A 13,611-nucleotide genomic window follows, 5' to 3' on the forward strand; every position below is an offset into this window, starting at 1 on the left:
GCTTACTCGACCGCTGCGACCAGACCCGCCAGCGCGGTGCTGCCATTGCTCAGATGCAGCATCGACTGACCATTTTCCAACGTCAGACGTTCCACCACGGCCTTGGTATAGGGCGATGAGGTCAGCACGTTGCCCTCGGGATCAGTTGCGATGATCTCGGCGGTATAGATACCGTCGTCGACCGGCAGGCCTTCGGTGCTCAGCCCGTCCCAGGTCACCGTGTGCAGCGTCTCGGCCGAGGTCTCCAGCCCTTCGATCTGCGCCACGGATGTGCCCGCGCTGTCGCGGATGATCGCCCGGACCTCGTTCGCGGTGGTGCCCAGCACATAGTCGAAACTGCCCTGCCCGCTTTCCAGGTCGAACAGATCCCCGGGGATCGAGACTTCGCGCCCGATCAGGCCCAGATCCTGCGTCAGCCCGACGGTCGCCAGCTGCGAGGTGATGTTTTCCAGATGGCTGTTGGTCTGGATGCCCTGTTCCACCTGGCTCAGCTGTGCCAGCTGCGACACGAAGGTCGAACTGTCCATCGGCTCCAGCGGATCCTGGTTGGTCAGCTGCGCGGTCAGAAGCTTCAGGAACGACTGGTAATCCGCCGTCAGCTTGTTCGAGGCAACCTGGCTCAGCGTCTGTGTGCTGCTGGTGGTACTGGTGACTTCGACCATTTTGGCCCCCTTCAGGTCAGGACGTTCAGGCGGCCATCTGCTGCAATGGCCGGTTGCGCCACTGGCGCGATGTCAATTTCGGGTTCAGCGTCGTCTTCCAGGACCAGGCGGCTGCTGGCCCCGGCCTGTTGCCCCTGCTGGGCGGCCTGGCCCTGCTGGCCAAAGTCCTCAAAGCTCATCGCCTCTTCCCCGACCGAGGCGCCGCCGTCGCGCAACAGCCCGGCCAGCATTTCGCGGTCGGACCGCATGGCGTTCAGCACCGCCGGGTTTTCGGCCCGCAGCACGACGCGCAGCTTGCCTGCCTCGTCGGCCGAGATCTCGATCTCCATCTTGCCCAGACCCTGCGGGGTCAGTTCGATCTTGGTGGTGCCCTCGGCAAAGCTGACGCCGCGGATCTGTCCGGCCAGGTTGCGCGCCAGCCCCTGCGCGGGCGACGGCTGGGACGTCTGTACCGGGGCCGAGACCTCGGCCACGGCGGCGATCATCGGGGCGGCCGTCGGCTGCGGGGCGGCCAGGATGGCCTGCACCTCGGGCGGCAGGCTGCGATCTGCGGGCGCGGCCACGGCCTGTGCAAACAGGATCTTCAGCGCGTCGGGCAGCGGGGCCGCCTGCAAGGCATTGGTGGCATCGGTCGCTGTGGCGGTTGCGCCTGCGACGGCCTCGGCCACGGCGGCGTCGGGGTCCAGCTTGGCCTCGGCCTCGGTGCCCGCCTGCCCCATGGCGGCGCGGAAACGGGCCAGCGTGTCGCCCAGACCTTCCCCCAGGCCCTCGCCCAGGGTGTCTGTCAGCCCCTCGCCCAGGTCCGCCAGGGTCGTTTCCAGATCACCGGTGGCTCCCTGGGCCTCGGTGCCCGCCAGAACCGCCTGCGCCACGCGGGCCAGCGGCCCGGCAGCGGCGGTGTCACCGGCCAGAAGCCCCGTGGTCCCGCCCGCGCCCAGAAGGTCGCCATCCAGCGCGCCAAGCGCCGACAGATCCAGCGGGCCCAGCACCTGGCCCAGATCGGCGAAATCGAAACCCGCCTGCTGCAACATGCCGTCCAGCTTGGTCAGCATGGATTTGGCCCAGTCGTTCAGCGCAGTGGCATCGGGGATGACGCCATCGGGGAAGGTCTCGGCCAGGCTGTCCTGCGCTTCGGCGCGGAACTGGCCCAGCAGATCGGCCAGCTTGGTCAGCTTGCCCTGCCCGGTGGTCGTGGCTTCGGGTTCCTGGGTCATGACGCGCGCCATCAGCGCGGCAAATCCCCCTGCCCCGTTGGTCTGACCCGCGGTCTGGCCCGTGGCCTGCGCGCCGTCGCCGTCACTTTGGGACGTGCGCGCGCTGGCGGTGGCACCGGTCTTGGTGCCTGCCTGGGCCATGGCCCCGAAATTCAGAATCGTTGTCATAATGTCCGCTCGCCTCAAATCGGCGATGCCCTAGTTGAGCATCGCCTTGTGAAAACCGTTGTCCAACAGGAACCGCCGCAGCCGGGTCATCGCCCGCCGTTCGACCTGGCGCAGGCGGTCGCGCGACATCTCCATCGCATCGGCCAGCTCTTCCAGGGTCTCGGGCACGGGCTGAAGCTTGCGCCTGCGGATCACCTCGGCCTCTTCGTCGTTCAGACCGGTCATGGCGGATTCGATCAGCCGGCGCTGCACCTGGTGCAGCGATTCCGCCGCGGCTGTTTCCTCGGGCGTCAGATCGGCACTGACAAGCGCGTCCATGAACGACTGGGTGCCGTCCCCCATGGGGGCGTCCAGCGCGACGATGCCCTGCATCGCCATGGTGATCACGCTCTGATCCTCTTCGGCCATCTTCCCGCTGCGCATCTCGGTCACGGCGCGCACGGGCACGTCGATCACGGAACGGATGCGGGTCGCGGCGCTGGTCACACCGTTCATCACCCACCATCCGGCGTAGGTCGAAAACCGAACGTCCTGGCCCAGGTCGAAATTGTCGGCGGCCCGGATCAGACCCAGCACGCCCTCGGCGGCCAGATCCTCCTGGTGCACGGGGTTGTCCGTGTACCGTACCGCCATCGACCACGCCTGCCGGGCATGGGACCGTATCAAAAGCTCAAGCGCTTCCTGGTCGCCATGATCCTGCCAACGCCGGATCGCGTTTCTCTCTTCATCTAACTCCAGCAGCGGGATTCTTGCCGCCGCCTGGACACTGTCTGGCATCATTTCGTGTGCCTGCTTTCCCTGCCAAAAAAGCAAGTACAGAAAAGCACAGAACAGGAATTCTTTGAAGAATTGTTTGATTAAAGAATGGTTTAATTAGGTCAGTTTCTTTGAGAATTGTTGACCTGAACCGGGGAAATCCTTGTTGACACACCGATTTCCTTGGAAACCGTGGCGCCGACATGCTGCAGCCAGTCTTCGAACCCGCGGGTGCCACCCTGGGCCAGCATCAGCCGTGCGGGGACCGCCGCCGGGCCGCTGATGGCGAAACTTGCGTCCAGCGCCGAGAGATAGCGCAGCAGTTCCGGACGGCGCAGGAAGTCCGCGCGATCGAACAGCCCGCAGGTATCTGCCCCCGGCACCCCTGCCCCGGACCAGTAGGACCCCAGAGAGGCCGCAAGCCCCAGCCGGAATTCGGTCGGATCCAGCGCGGTGTGGCGGAAGCCGCTGGCCTCGATCAGCTGGTCATAGCTGCAGGCCATGGCATAAAGCGCGTCGGTCTCACGTTCCATCGGGAACAGACCGGTGCGCAGCAGGGTCAGAAGGATTTCGCCCAGGATCATGCCGGCGTCATAGGACACGGGGTTGGTCGATCCGGCGTCGCGCAGCACGACCAGCGCGCCATAGGGCACGTCGACGCCCAGTTCCTCGACCAGCACGTCGCCCAGGGGCAGCGCGGGCATCAGTTCGGCATCGTCCAGCATGACGGCAACCCGGTCGCTGCCCGCCTGGGCCGAGACCAGCACGTGGTGCACCGGAACCAGCGCGCGCAGCTGGCGGGACAGGGCCTGCGCCTCTGCACCCCGTGCCGGCCGGATACGCCCCGTCCAGATGTCTTCCAGTACTCGGTCTTGTCCCATGAAACCGCCCCAATATCTTGTGGGTCCAACCTATAGGTAGGCGGGCGCTGATAAAAGGAAACTATCCGGGAAGGGCTGCGAAATATGGGGATAACTTTTCCCCGTTTCGCTAGATATAGCGGGTAGCCCAATGGGCAGACGAAGGCAAGGCGTTTACAGACAAGCGCCTTTTGCAATTTTCCGGGATGTGGATAAACGACCGCCGCCCGCGCCGGGAAATCGGGCGCGGGCGGCCATTGGCGGGCGTTTCCGATCTGGAAACACCCGTTAACGCGGCTTTAACGATTCGATCAGCGATTCGAGGGCAGCGCCTGCGGCAGATCCTCGGGGCGTGGCGGCTCGGGGTAGGCCAGCAGCACGCTGATGCGCCGGTTCTCGGCCGCCTCGGGGTTCGCCGCATTCAGCGGCTCGGTCGAGGCGAGGCCGGAAATCCGCTTGATCCGCGACGGCGACACGCCGGTGTCGATCAGCACGCGCCGCGTGGCATTGGCGCGGTCGGCCGAGAGTTCCCAGTTGGAATAGCCGACGCTGTTGGTGAAGGGCACCGCATCGGTGTGGCCGGTGATGACGATGGCGTTCTTCATGTCCGCGATCGCCTCTCCGATGATGCGCAGCAGGTCGCGGGTGCGGCTGTCGACCCGGGCCGAGCCGCTGGTGAACATGGACTGCCCCGCGTTGTCGACGATCTGCACCAGCAACCCGTCCGAGGTGCGGTCAAAGCGCAGGTTCTCGCCCAGGTCCCGCAGGTCAAGACGGTCGGCGATGTGGCGGCGGATCTCGTTCTCCAGCTGCTCCATCTGGGCTTCGCGCTGCTTCACCTCGGCCTGATATTGTTCCTGCATCGCCTGCGCCTCGGCGGCGCGTTCGGCGGCAGTGCCATCGAATTCCTGGTCGCTCGTACCGTCCTGGCCGGCCTTGGTGGCGGCGTTTTCGACCATGGTGCCGTCTTCAAGCGTCTCGTATTCCACCAGAACGTCGGTAGCTTCTTCCCGCAGGCGGCTGTCGAAGACGGCCAGCGGGTTTTCCTGTCCAAAGCTGGGCAGGCGGGTGTTGCCGTCGGGCGTGTTGGACCCGCCCTGTTCGCCGTTCGGCGCAATGATCTGGCCGTCCAGCATGCCCTGCCCCTTGCCGCCCGATTGCGACAGCGACGGGGTGAAGTAATCGGCCAGCCCCCTCAGCGCCTCTTCGTCCGAGGCGGCCAGGATCCACAACAGAAGGAAGAAGGCCATCATGGCGGTCATGAAGTCGGCATAGGCCACCTTCCAGCCGCCGCCGTGGTGTCCGCCACCGCCGACTTCTTCAATCTTCTTGATGACGATCTGTTGGTCGTTACCTGCCATGCGCCCTCTGCCTTATGCCCGCTTCGTGTTGTCGGGGGGTGCGCGCCCCTTGCGGGGCGCCCTGCGTTACGCGTCGGTGTCCAGTTTCTGGACGCCGCGGTCATATTTGCCAAAGCCCGCCTGTTTGGCGTGGCTGGCCTTTTTCCGCGAATAGCTGGGGGCAACCAGCGCGAAATCGGCCGGAAGCCCGAACATCGTGCGATACTCCGCCTCGGTCAGCCCGTGTTCCGCGCCCAGATGCCGTTTCAGCATCTTGAAGCCCCGACCGCAGCACAGGCAGTATACCTTGTCCTCGGTCACGGCGCGGTCCAGCGGCAGCGCGGGTTTCACCGCGCCAGTCTGCGGCGGCTCGGGGGTTTCCCCCGCGCCGCCCATCAGCTTGTTGTACAGTTCTACAATCGCGTCCGGTGTACTATCCGGCCGCGCAGCATAGGACGCGACGATCGTTGCGATCATGTCCTTTCTGCTCTGGTCTGCCATGAGATGCCTCAATCACTGCCATTCGGGGCCATCGTCCGATCTTTTGCCGGATCCGACCCTCTTTTGGTTATTGTTATCCATGATGACCTTGCCTTTGCGCGGCTGCTCTCCGCGCAAGGTAGTTGGCCGCCACCATGGGGTATTCGGGGGGAAGCCCCCATCTGTCCCGATATTCTTCGGGTGTCATCCGGAGCGTTTCGCGAAGATGCCGCCGAAGCAGCACCTGACGAGACCCCGTTTCCAGGCAGACAAGGAAATTCGGCGTCACGCTGTCTTCGATCCGCACCGCCGGCCGCAAGGCCTGCGCCGGGCCGGTTGCGGCACGCGCAAGGAAAGACCGGGATGTCAGCCAGGCCAACAACCCCTTTCGTCTTTCAAAAACGCCCCGTCCGATACCCATTTCAGCCCCTGTCCAGGCGCTTCTGCGCCTCCTGTTGAAGAACAGATAGGCCAACAAGGTTAAAGACCGTTATAAAGCCGGAGTTTTTCATGCGATGACAAGATTATCCCGTGGCTTTACGGACACACAGCCGTTTTCATCATGGAAAGCGGCTGGTCCCATTGCCCCAGTTTCGCCTGACGATACAGCTTCAGGTTGCCATACCAGGGGTCGATGTCGCCCTCATTGCCCCAATACCACATGCATTCCGACCCCGTGGGGATCAGCACATGGGTGTCGTCATGCCCGATGGCACCGGCCACATGGGCGGTGGTGTTGTCGATGGTCAGGATACGGTCCATCGCCGCGACCTGGGCAAAGAAGGTCGCCAGATCGGCCATCTGATCGACTTCGGGGTCGTCCAGGATGGTGATGTCGGGGCGCGCGCGCTGTGCGGCCTCAATCTCAGACGTGCGGTCGCCGTATTGCAGGTTCACCACCAGCGCGCCCTCGGGCACGGCACTGACGATATCCATCAGGCTGACCGACCGCAGATGCCCCAGCATGGACCCCGAGGCCCAGGCCGCCCCGATGATCGGCCCGCCTTTGGCCAGGGCTTCGTACTTGCTGCGCAGATGCTGCATCCGGGTCGCATTGGGCGTGACCCAGGGTTTCTGATGCGCGGCGCGGTCGGCCGGATCGATGAATCGGGTCAGATCCCCGATATACATCATCTCGTTCGCCTTCATCTCGCGCGGTTCCGAGGTGAAGACATTGCGGTCCATCACCTCGAACCCATAGGCATTGCCTTCCAGCGCTTTGATGAAACGCGCGTCAGTGGCCAGCGTGACCTTGGTTTTGCCCAGATCCACCGGGGCCAGCCGCAGCAGACCAAGAAGCGCCAGCTGGTCACCGACCCCCTGTTCGCCGATCAGGAACAGCTGCTCTAGCGCCTTCAGATTGTCCGGGTCCGAGTTTTCATAGGGGATATAGCTGCGCTGGCGCTTCTCGAAGCGGTCCTTGAAGAATTCCGGCCCGCGGGTGAAATCGCCCTTGCGCATCAGGAAGGCGCCATAGGCCTTGGACACCTTCAGCTTGGCCCCCGTAACGTGCATGCCTTCCAGATAGGCGTCGTCGGCCTCATCGCTGCGGCCGATGTCCTGCAGGATGTTGGCGACGATGCCGCGGATTTCGGCATAGCGGTCGGGGTTGGTGAATTCATGCGCCTCGGCCAGGTCCAGCGCGACCTCGGGCTGGTTCGAAATCCGCAGCGCCAGCACCTTATATAGCACGACCGTATCGCGATCCTTGGTGGCGTCATCTGCCAGCAGCTCGTCGGCCAGCGCGATCGCGGGGTCCAGACGGCCGGTATAGATCAGCGCGCGCAGGCGGGCGATGCGATAGCCCTCTTCCTCGGGCTTCAGCTTCCAGGCCTTTTCCAGCCAGACGGCGGCCTTCCCGGTTTCCTCGATGTCGGTCAGCATGTCGGCCAGCTTCATGCTCAGCTCGGCATCGTCCTGCTTGGCGATGACCGGCTGCACCACGTCGACGGCGGCCTGGATCCGGCCCATCTGGCGCATCAGCTCCATATAAAGAACCAGCAGCCCCTTTTCGTCGGCCCCGGCGGCAAAGGCGCGGGCGGCGGTGCGGGTGGCCTCTTCGGGTTTGACCTGAAGCACATGGGCCTTGGCCAGACCGACCAGCGCCGAAGGCTCCGACGGGGCGAAATCCAGCGCGCGCTGGAAAAAGGCCGCGGCGGTGTCGCCTTCGCGCTGCGCCAGCGCGGCACCGCCCATGACGACCCAGGCATGCACGGATTTCGGATGGCTTTTCGTGATCGGATGGGCCAGCTGCACGGCCCGCAGCACGTTGTTCTGGTTCAGGGCCTTGTAGGCCTCGTGCAGATCAAGGCTTTCCGACCCCTTGATGCCATAGATCTTGGACGCCTTGGCGATCCGGGCGCGGCGGTCTTTGCGGGAGAGTGCGGTTTCGGCCATGGCCTGTCACTCCTTCGGGACAGCAAAATAATCGATGGTGTGAACGTAGGGCGTGGAATCGACGATCCGGTAGCCCGCGCTGCGGCACCATTTCTGGGCGAACCCCAGCATGTTCTCGCGCAGGACCTCGACCCAGATCACAGGCTTGTCCCGGGCGATCAGCGCGCTTGCGCCTTCCAGCACGTCCAGCTCCATGCCCTCGGCGTCGATCTTGATGAAATCGACTGGGTCTTCGCCCATCAGCTGATCCAGCGTGCGCGTCTCGATGCCGCCTTCGGCATCTTCGACCAGACGGGTGGCACCAAGGTTGTCGGCGTTGTCGGTCTGGGTGCGGAAGGTGCCGGTGTTCTTGCCGGCGCCATAGCCCATGCCGCGCGTGTCGATACGGGGGCGTATGTTGTTGGCGTCGATATTCTGTTCCAACAGGGTCAGCGCCTCGGGGTTGGGTTCCACCGGATAGATCCGTTCGGCGTCCAGATGACGCGCGTACCAGACGACGTGGTTGCCGATGTTGGCACCCACCTCGACGATGCGGGGCTTGGGATTGCGGATCAGTTTCTTCAGCTTTTCCAGGCTGTCGGCCTCGAAAAACTGGCCGCGCAGATGGGTCATCTGGATCAGGTCGTTCGGGTTGGCCACGCGCATCCGCGCGGGCCCCTGCCCTGCCCCCTCGTCGGGGACGGTCGCCCAGATTTGGACCTCTTTCAGCTGCTCCGCCCACTGGCGGTTCGTCTCATTGTTCCAGTCCAGACCGGTGGCCGATCGTGGCCCGGTGGAGTGCTGTCCCCGGACGTTCACAAAGAAGATCTCGGGGCGTTTGGCACAGCGGCAGTCCTTCCACAGCTGGCAATACAGCTTGTAGTCCTCGCCGGTGTCCATCGCCTCGTCAAAGCCATAGCGCGCAACGCAATCGGTCCGCATGAAGCCGCCGATCTGTACGGCACCGTATGGCGGACACGACAGGAAATCTTCGCGCGAATTCAGGCTTTCGCGCTGCTCTTCGCGCAGGGTCGGTTCCCCGCCCTCGTCCAGGGTGCAGATCAGCCCCCAGACCACATCCAGATCGGGTTCCTGCGCCACGACCCGCCCGAAGGCCTGAAAGGCATTCGGCGTCAGAATGTCGTCGGCATCCAGGAAGAAGATCCAGTCCGAACCTGCCTCCTGCGCCTGTCTGATCGCGGTGTTCCGCCGCGCGGACCGACCATGTTCGCCCTTGGTGTCGTCCATCATCAGATGGGTGACGCTGTCGAAGGGCCCCATGTCAAAGGCTTTGGCCTGTTCGACCGAGGGCGCACAGCTGGCATCGAACAGCGCCTCATGCCCCGGTCCGACCGGGGTGATGATGGTCAGCGCGGTCACTGACCGGCCTCGCGGGCCATCGTGCCGATCAGATCAAGCGGCGTTCCGATGAACCGCGTCACCTCCGGGTCGATCTGATCCGTGGGCGTGGCGATATTGCTGGCGCGGCGATCCGCACCCGAGACGACGGGATCCTGCGCATAGTTCAGGATGGCCCCGGCCGCGGCGCCGACCGCGACCAGCGCCAGCATGGCGGCGCGCATCGGGGTGACCACGCCGCGCAGCAGCGGGCGCGACTGGTTCGCCGCCTTGGGCTTTTCGGGCATGGCGTCGCCGGGGGTGACGAAGACGCCCTTCCCGGTCACCGTGACCTCGGCCGCGCGCGGATTGGCGGTGAAGCGATCAACGATGGCCGGCGGGAATTGCGCCACCGGAATGTCCAGCACGGCGGGCGCACCGGGGGCCCAGGCCGCCAGCGTGTCGCGGGCCAGCATGAAGCGCGACAGGTCATCGCGGAACAGCAGTTCCTCGACCCGGACGGGCGCGGTTTTCACCGTCACCTTGTCGCGCGCGATGACCAGGCGGATCACATCGGCCTGGGGCACCAGTTCCGCCTGAAAGACGTGGCATTCCTCGGACATCAGCTGCGCGGCGGGGGCGTAGCCCGGCGGGTATTGCGGCTCAACCACCGGGGCGGCGACGGGCGCGGGTTCGGCCTTTACCGCCTGGGCCAGACCGCCCATGGTCAGCCGAAGGCGCGGCTTGATCCCCTTGGGGCGCGCGGCGCGGGCGCGGATCTCGGGCGAGACGCGCGGCGGCAGCTTCAGTTCGCGGTGACGGAAGGTGGGGGTGATGACCTCGGCGGTGTGATCGGCATCGAATGCGGGGCGGCCTTCGGACCGCGCCTCGAAGGTGCGCCGCTCGGCCCGCAGGGGCGCGGGTTTCGCCGTCGTCTCGCGCGGGCGCATGGTGTCGGGGTTCAGCCCCTGGTCCTTGGCGTAGCGATAGTTGATCGCGTAATCCAGCGCGGTCTCGGGCAGGTCGATCGTGTCGGCGACCAGCGTCAGCAGCTTCTGCTCTTCGGAAAAGAACACCTTCCGCGTCGGATATCCGCGCATCTCGGGGACCACGGTGAATTCGCCCACGGAACGTTCAAGAATGCCGGCCACCTTGCTGAGAACGGAATGACCTTCGTCCTGGTGGTAGACGACGATTTCGCAATCGCCCGAATCCTCAAGGCAGAGCACCACGTTCATGTCATCCGGCCATTCGGCGAAGACGCCAGCCAGCTGATCCGCATCAAGGAAATACGCCAGTTTGTCTGTCTGGTTCATCAAACGGCCTCGTCGGAGCATGAAACAATCGCCAACTATTCTTGTTTATACTTGATCGGATGTCAATTATACATATGCTGCGAACAACAGACCGGTTTAACCCGGCAGAGCAGCATATAGGTGGCAGACAATGACAATGTTCCTTGGCTTGGCGATGGTCATTGGCCTCGTCTTCGGGGGCTTCATGCTGTCGGGCGGCAAGATGGACATCGTCCTTCATGCCCTGCCCTTCGAAGGCATGATGATCGGCGGCGCATCCCTGGGATCCTTCGTCATCGCAAACTCCTTCTCGGTGATCAAAGGCGCGGCAAAGGGCGTCGGCAAGGTCGTTAAGGGTCCGAAATGGAAAGGCAAGGATTACAATGACTTGCTGGCCCTGATGTACGAACTGACCCGGATCTACAAAGCCAAGGGCATCCTGGCACTGGACGATCACATCGAGAACCCGAAAGAATCCGAGATCTTCCAGCGCTATCCCAAGATCCTCAAGGATCACTTCGCGCTGGACCTGATCCGCGACAGCTTCCGCATGCTCTCGATGCAGTTCGACGACAAATACGCGACCGAAGACGTCATCAACCGCAAGATCAAGAAGCACCATCACGAGGCACTGGAAGCCGCCCATGCGATTCAATCCATGGCCGATGGTCTTCCGGCAATCGGGATTGTTGCGGCTGTTCTTGGTGTGATCAAGACCATGTCCTCGATCGACCAGCCGCCCGAGGTTCTGGGTGCCATGATCGGTGGCGCGCTTGTCGGGACCTTCCTTGGCGTGTTCCTGGCCTATTGTATGGTGCAGCCGATTTCCGGCCGCCTGACCCAGATCGAAGACGAAGACGGCGCCTTCTACCACGTGATCCGCGACATCTTTGTCGCCATGGTCTCGAACCAGCCGCCGAACATCTGTGTCGAAATCGGCCGCGGCAACATTCCGACGCGGATGCAGCCCGACTTCTACGAAGTTGAGGCGGCCCAGAAAGAACTGCCGGCCGTCTGATGCGGGTCGCGGTCTATATGCTAAGCGCCGCGGCCGCCGTGTCGGTGCCGGGGATCGTGGCCAACCAACTGGGCTGGCGCATCGGCGATCTGTCGATGTTCGCCCAGGAAGAGGCCGAGCCCCTGCCCCCCGAGGCGGCGCCGCAGCTGGTCAGCTACGAGACCGCCGACGAAGAGGAAGACGCCGCAGCGGCCGAAACCCCGATCGACGAAGAATTTCTGCCCCGCCAGGTGACGCTTGGCGGGTCTTTCGTCGCCCTCCCCGAGCCCACGCTGACCGCCATGCGGGACAAGCTGGTGGCGATGCGCGGCGGCACCCCCGACAGCAAGAAATCCGGGGGCCACTGATGTCGGCCAAGCGACGCCGCGCCCTGTCCCTGATGGAACGTCTGCGCGGCCTCGACATTGACGAGGTCAAGCGCGACATGGCCGATCTGCGCCGCCAGATGACCGCGCTGAAGGAAGGCCGCGAGGATCTGCGCGAACGGCTGAAACGCGAACGCCTAGTGTCTTCCCCCGAGGCGCAGCCCTATATCGCCGCCTTCGTGCAATCGGTCACCGCCGAGATGCGCCGCATCGAAGCCAAGATGCTTGAGATCGAACCCCAGCTGATCCGCTATGAGAACCAGCTGAGAGAGCTGTACCGGGAGCAGAAGGTCTATGAGACCGTGCGCGTGAAGGACCTGCGCGACGAACAGCGCGAACGCGCCCGCCGCGAACAGCAGGAGATCGAGGAAATGACGATCCTGCGTTGGAACCGCTAAAACTGGCGTAAAAACACCATATCCGCTGCCTCAAGGATTAATTCCAACTAATCTTGGCAGATTCTTCTTGCCCGAATCTGAAAAACGCCGCATCTAATTACGCTATAAAGCGTCTAGAACGGCAAAATCCGTAACAAACGGATCAGACAGAGGGGCGAGCAGACATGCGCCGCAGTGAACGTATCGACAAACTGATCGGTGAACACGCCGAACGGTTGTCAGAGCGGCTACAGCAACACCGGGCACAATTGTTCCCGCCGAACGCCTCGAAAGAGATGCGGAAATTCGCGGCCGGTGAGGTCGCGGATCTGCTTGGCGTGAAGGACAGTTACCTGCGCAAGCTGCATCTGGACGGCAAGGCCCCGGATGTCGAGATGAAGGGCAACGGACGGCGCTATTACACCAGCGACGACATCCAGACCCTGCGCGAGATGTTGGAAAAAGGTGCAAAGGTTCCAGGCACTTACATGCCGGGCCGGCGCGACGGTGACCATCTTCAGGTGATCACGGTGATCAACTTCAAGGGCGGGTCGGGCAAGACTACGACCGCCGCGCATCTGGCGCAGAAGGCGGCGCTTGATGGCTATCGCGTCCTGGCGATCGACCTTGACCCGCAGGCCTCGCTCTCTGCGCTGCACGGGTTCCAGCCGGAATTCGATCTGCTGGACGGCGGCACGCTTTATGATGCGATCCGCTATGACGATCCCGTGCCCTTGGCCGACGTCATCCAGAAAACATATTTCACGAATCTCGACCTGGTCCCGGGCAACCTGGACCTGATGGAGTTCGAACACGAAACCCCCCGCGCCCTCTCCGAACGGTCGGGCAGTCTTTTCTTCACCCGTGTCGGCGACAAGCTGGCCGAGGTCGAAGCAGACTATGACGTGGTGGTGATCGACTGCCCGCCGCAGCTGGGCTTCCTGACCATGTCCGCGCTGTCCGCCGCCACCGCCGTTCTGGTGACCGTGCATCCGCAGATGCTGGACGTCATGTCGATGTGCCAGTTCCTGCTGATGACCTCGAACCTTCTGGGCGTGGTGTCCGAGGCGGGCGGCAACATGGACTACGACTGGCTGCGCTATGTAGTCACCCGCTACGAACCGGGCGACGGGCCGCAGAACCAGATGGTCAGTTTCATGCGGTCGATGTTCGGCGATCACGTGTTGAACCACACCGTTCTGAAATCCACCGCGATTTCGGATGCGGGCATCACCAAGCAGACACTCTACGAGGTCGAGAAAAGCCAGTTCACCCGGACAACCTATGACCGGGCGCGCGAAAGCCTCGATCAGGTGAACGGCGAAATCGAAGGTCTGATCCAACAGGCATGGGGGCGCTAGG

14 protein-coding genes are annotated in these 13,611 nt (G+C 63.6%); 4 read left to right on the forward strand and 10 right to left on the reverse strand.

All coding sequences use genetic code 11. From position 1 onward, the window contains the following. Positions 1 to 2 precede the first annotated feature (2 nt). The 10 genes from BMX99_RS17020 to BMX99_RS17065 form a co-directional block, all read right to left on the reverse strand. A complete protein-coding gene (locus BMX99_RS17020) occupies positions 3 to 662 on the reverse strand; it encodes a flagellar hook assembly protein FlgD (RefSeq protein WP_093454745.1) in 660 nt (219 codons plus the stop codon). 11 nt (positions 663 to 673) lie between these two features. Continuing rightward, positions 674 to 2,044, reverse strand: a complete 1,371-nt coding sequence (locus BMX99_RS17025; RefSeq protein WP_093454748.1) for a flagellar hook-length control protein FliK — start codon at positions 2,042 to 2,044, stop codon at positions 674 to 676. A gap of 30 nt (positions 2,045 to 2,074) precedes the next feature. Further along, positions 2,075 to 2,824, reverse strand: a complete 750-nt coding sequence (locus BMX99_RS17030; protein ID WP_093454831.1) for a sigma-70 family RNA polymerase sigma factor — start codon at positions 2,822 to 2,824, stop codon at positions 2,075 to 2,077. A gap of 98 nt (positions 2,825 to 2,922) precedes the next feature. Continuing rightward, complete coding sequence (locus tag BMX99_RS17035) at positions 2,923 to 3,681, reverse strand: hypothetical protein (RefSeq protein WP_093454751.1); 759 nt, start codon at positions 3,679 to 3,681, stop codon at positions 2,923 to 2,925. Positions 3,682 to 3,971: 290 nt separating this feature from the next. Beyond that, on the reverse strand, positions 3,972 to 5,021 hold the full coding sequence (locus tag BMX99_RS17040; protein ID WP_093454754.1) for a flagellar motor protein MotB: 1,050 nt from the start codon (positions 5,019 to 5,021) through the stop codon (positions 3,972 to 3,974). 66 nt (positions 5,022 to 5,087) lie between these two features. Continuing rightward, positions 5,088 to 5,477 (reverse strand): Ros/MucR family transcriptional regulator, encoded by a 390-nt coding sequence (locus BMX99_RS17045; protein WP_254772005.1) that lies wholly within the window; start codon positions 5,475 to 5,477, stop codon positions 5,088 to 5,090. A gap of 97 nt (positions 5,478 to 5,574) precedes the next feature. After that, on the reverse strand, positions 5,575 to 5,901 hold the full coding sequence (locus BMX99_RS20030; RefSeq protein WP_093454760.1) for a MucR family transcriptional regulator: 327 nt from the start codon (positions 5,899 to 5,901) through the stop codon (positions 5,575 to 5,577). A 116-nt stretch (positions 5,902 to 6,017) separates the two neighbouring features. Further along, on the reverse strand, positions 6,018 to 7,877 hold the full coding sequence (locus BMX99_RS17055; protein ID WP_093454763.1) for a tetratricopeptide repeat protein: 1,860 nt from the start codon (positions 7,875 to 7,877) through the stop codon (positions 6,018 to 6,020). A 6-nt stretch (positions 7,878 to 7,883) separates the two neighbouring features. Next, positions 7,884 to 9,236, reverse strand: coding sequence for an FkbM family methyltransferase (locus tag BMX99_RS17060; RefSeq protein WP_093454766.1), 1,353 nt, complete (start codon positions 9,234 to 9,236; stop codon positions 7,884 to 7,886). Beyond that, positions 9,233 to 10,510 carry a hypothetical protein gene (locus BMX99_RS17065; protein ID WP_093454769.1) on the reverse strand — a complete coding sequence of 426 codons (1,278 nt, stop codon included), beginning with the start codon at positions 10,508 to 10,510 and terminating at the stop codon, positions 9,233 to 9,235. Before BMX99_RS17065 ends, BMX99_RS17060 begins: the two co-directional genes overlap by 4 nt. Before the next feature lie 130 nt (positions 10,511 to 10,640). Here BMX99_RS17065 and motA point away from each other — a divergent pair, with 130 nt between their 5' ends. The 4 genes from motA (at position 10,641) to repA (ending at position 13,610) form a co-directional block, all read left to right on the forward strand. Beyond that, positions 10,641 to 11,507 (forward strand): flagellar motor stator protein MotA, encoded by an 867-nt coding sequence (gene motA, locus BMX99_RS17070; protein WP_093454772.1) that lies wholly within the window; start codon positions 10,641 to 10,643, stop codon positions 11,505 to 11,507. Next, positions 11,507 to 11,854, forward strand: coding sequence for a hypothetical protein (locus BMX99_RS17075; protein ID WP_093454775.1), 348 nt, complete (start codon positions 11,507 to 11,509; stop codon positions 11,852 to 11,854). Before motA ends, BMX99_RS17075 begins: the two co-directional genes overlap by 1 nt. Then, positions 11,854 to 12,270, forward strand: coding sequence for a flagellar FliJ family protein (locus BMX99_RS17080; RefSeq protein ID WP_093454778.1), 417 nt, complete (start codon positions 11,854 to 11,856; stop codon positions 12,268 to 12,270). Before BMX99_RS17075 ends, BMX99_RS17080 begins: the two co-directional genes overlap by 1 nt. 164 nt (positions 12,271 to 12,434) lie before the next feature. Next, entirely contained in the window at positions 12,435 to 13,610 is a 1,176-nt protein-coding gene (gene repA, locus BMX99_RS17085) for a plasmid partitioning protein RepA (protein WP_093454781.1), read from the forward strand. The last annotated feature ends 1 nt before the right edge of the window (position 13,611 follow it).

Source organism: Pseudooceanicola nitratireducens (assembly GCF_900109195.1).
Lineage (GTDB): Bacteria > Pseudomonadota > Alphaproteobacteria > Rhodobacterales > Rhodobacteraceae > Pseudooceanicola > Pseudooceanicola nitratireducens.

Coding starts and splice junctions, on each gene's coding strand:
- BMX99_RS17075 (WP_093454775.1), top strand. CDS start 11,507: ATGCGGGTCGCGGTCTATATGCTAAGCGCCGCGGCCGCCGTGTCGGTG.
- BMX99_RS17055 (WP_093454763.1), bottom strand. CDS start 7,877: ATGGCCGAAACCGCACTCTCCCGCAAAGACCGCCGCGCCCGGATCGCC.
- BMX99_RS17020 (WP_093454745.1), bottom strand. CDS start 662: ATGGTCGAAGTCACCAGTACCACCAGCAGCACACAGACGCTGAGCCAG.
- BMX99_RS17025 (WP_093454748.1), bottom strand. CDS start 2,044: ATGACAACGATTCTGAATTTCGGGGCCATGGCCCAGGCAGGCACCAAG.
- motA (WP_093454772.1), top strand. CDS start 10,641: ATGACAATGTTCCTTGGCTTGGCGATGGTCATTGGCCTCGTCTTCGGG.
- repA (WP_093454781.1), top strand. CDS start 12,435: ATGCGCCGCAGTGAACGTATCGACAAACTGATCGGTGAACACGCCGAA.
- BMX99_RS17040 (WP_093454754.1), bottom strand. CDS start 5,021: ATGGCAGGTAACGACCAACAGATCGTCATCAAGAAGATTGAAGAAGTC.
- BMX99_RS17035 (WP_093454751.1), bottom strand. CDS start 3,681: ATGGGACAAGACCGAGTACTGGAAGACATCTGGACGGGGCGTATCCGG.
- BMX99_RS17065 (WP_093454769.1), bottom strand. CDS start 10,510: ATGAACCAGACAGACAAACTGGCGTATTTCCTTGATGCGGATCAGCTG.
- BMX99_RS20030 (WP_093454760.1), bottom strand. CDS start 5,901: ATGGGTATCGGACGGGGCGTTTTTGAAAGACGAAAGGGGTTGTTGGCC.
- BMX99_RS17080 (WP_093454778.1), top strand. CDS start 11,854: ATGTCGGCCAAGCGACGCCGCGCCCTGTCCCTGATGGAACGTCTGCGC.
- BMX99_RS17045 (WP_254772005.1), bottom strand. CDS start 5,477: ATGATCGCAACGATCGTCGCGTCCTATGCTGCGCGGCCGGATAGTACA.
- BMX99_RS17030 (WP_093454831.1), bottom strand. CDS start 2,824: ATGATGCCAGACAGTGTCCAGGCGGCGGCAAGAATCCCGCTGCTGGAG.